This is a genomic window from Salinarimonas chemoclinalis, from assembly GCF_041514305.1.
GTDB lineage: Bacteria > Pseudomonadota > Alphaproteobacteria > Rhizobiales > Beijerinckiaceae > Salinarimonas > Salinarimonas chemoclinalis.
Genome location: NZ_JBGMWH010000042.1, coordinates 1 through 323, shown reverse-complemented (window position 1 = coordinate 323; position 323 = coordinate 1). Strand labels below are relative to the sequence as shown.

General features: G+C 67.5%; 1 protein-coding gene. It reads left to right on the top strand.

All coding sequences use genetic code 11. From position 1 onward, the window contains the following. A partial coding sequence (locus AB9M23_RS22560) for an EF-Tu/IF-2/RF-3 family GTPase (protein ID WP_372426950.1) occupies positions 1–323 on the top strand: 323 nt, incomplete at both ends.

Below are 323 nucleotides of genomic sequence, written 5' to 3'. Positions count from 1 at the left end.
TCGCGGTGGTGACGGGTCGCGTCGAGCGCGGCGTGGTGAAGGTGGGCGAGGAAGTCGAGATCGTCGGCATCCGCGACACCGTCAAGACGACGGTGACGGGCGTGGAGATGTTCCGCAAGCTGCTCGACCAGGGCCAGGCGGGCGACAACGTCGGCGTGCTGCTGCGCGGCACCAAGCGCGAGGACGTGGAGCGCGGCCAGGTCGTGTGCAAGCCGGGCTCGGTGAAGCCGCACAAGAAGTTCAAGGCCGAGGCGTACATCCTCACCAAGGAGGAGGGCGGCCGCCACACGCCGTTCTTCAACAACTACCGCCCGCAGTTCTAC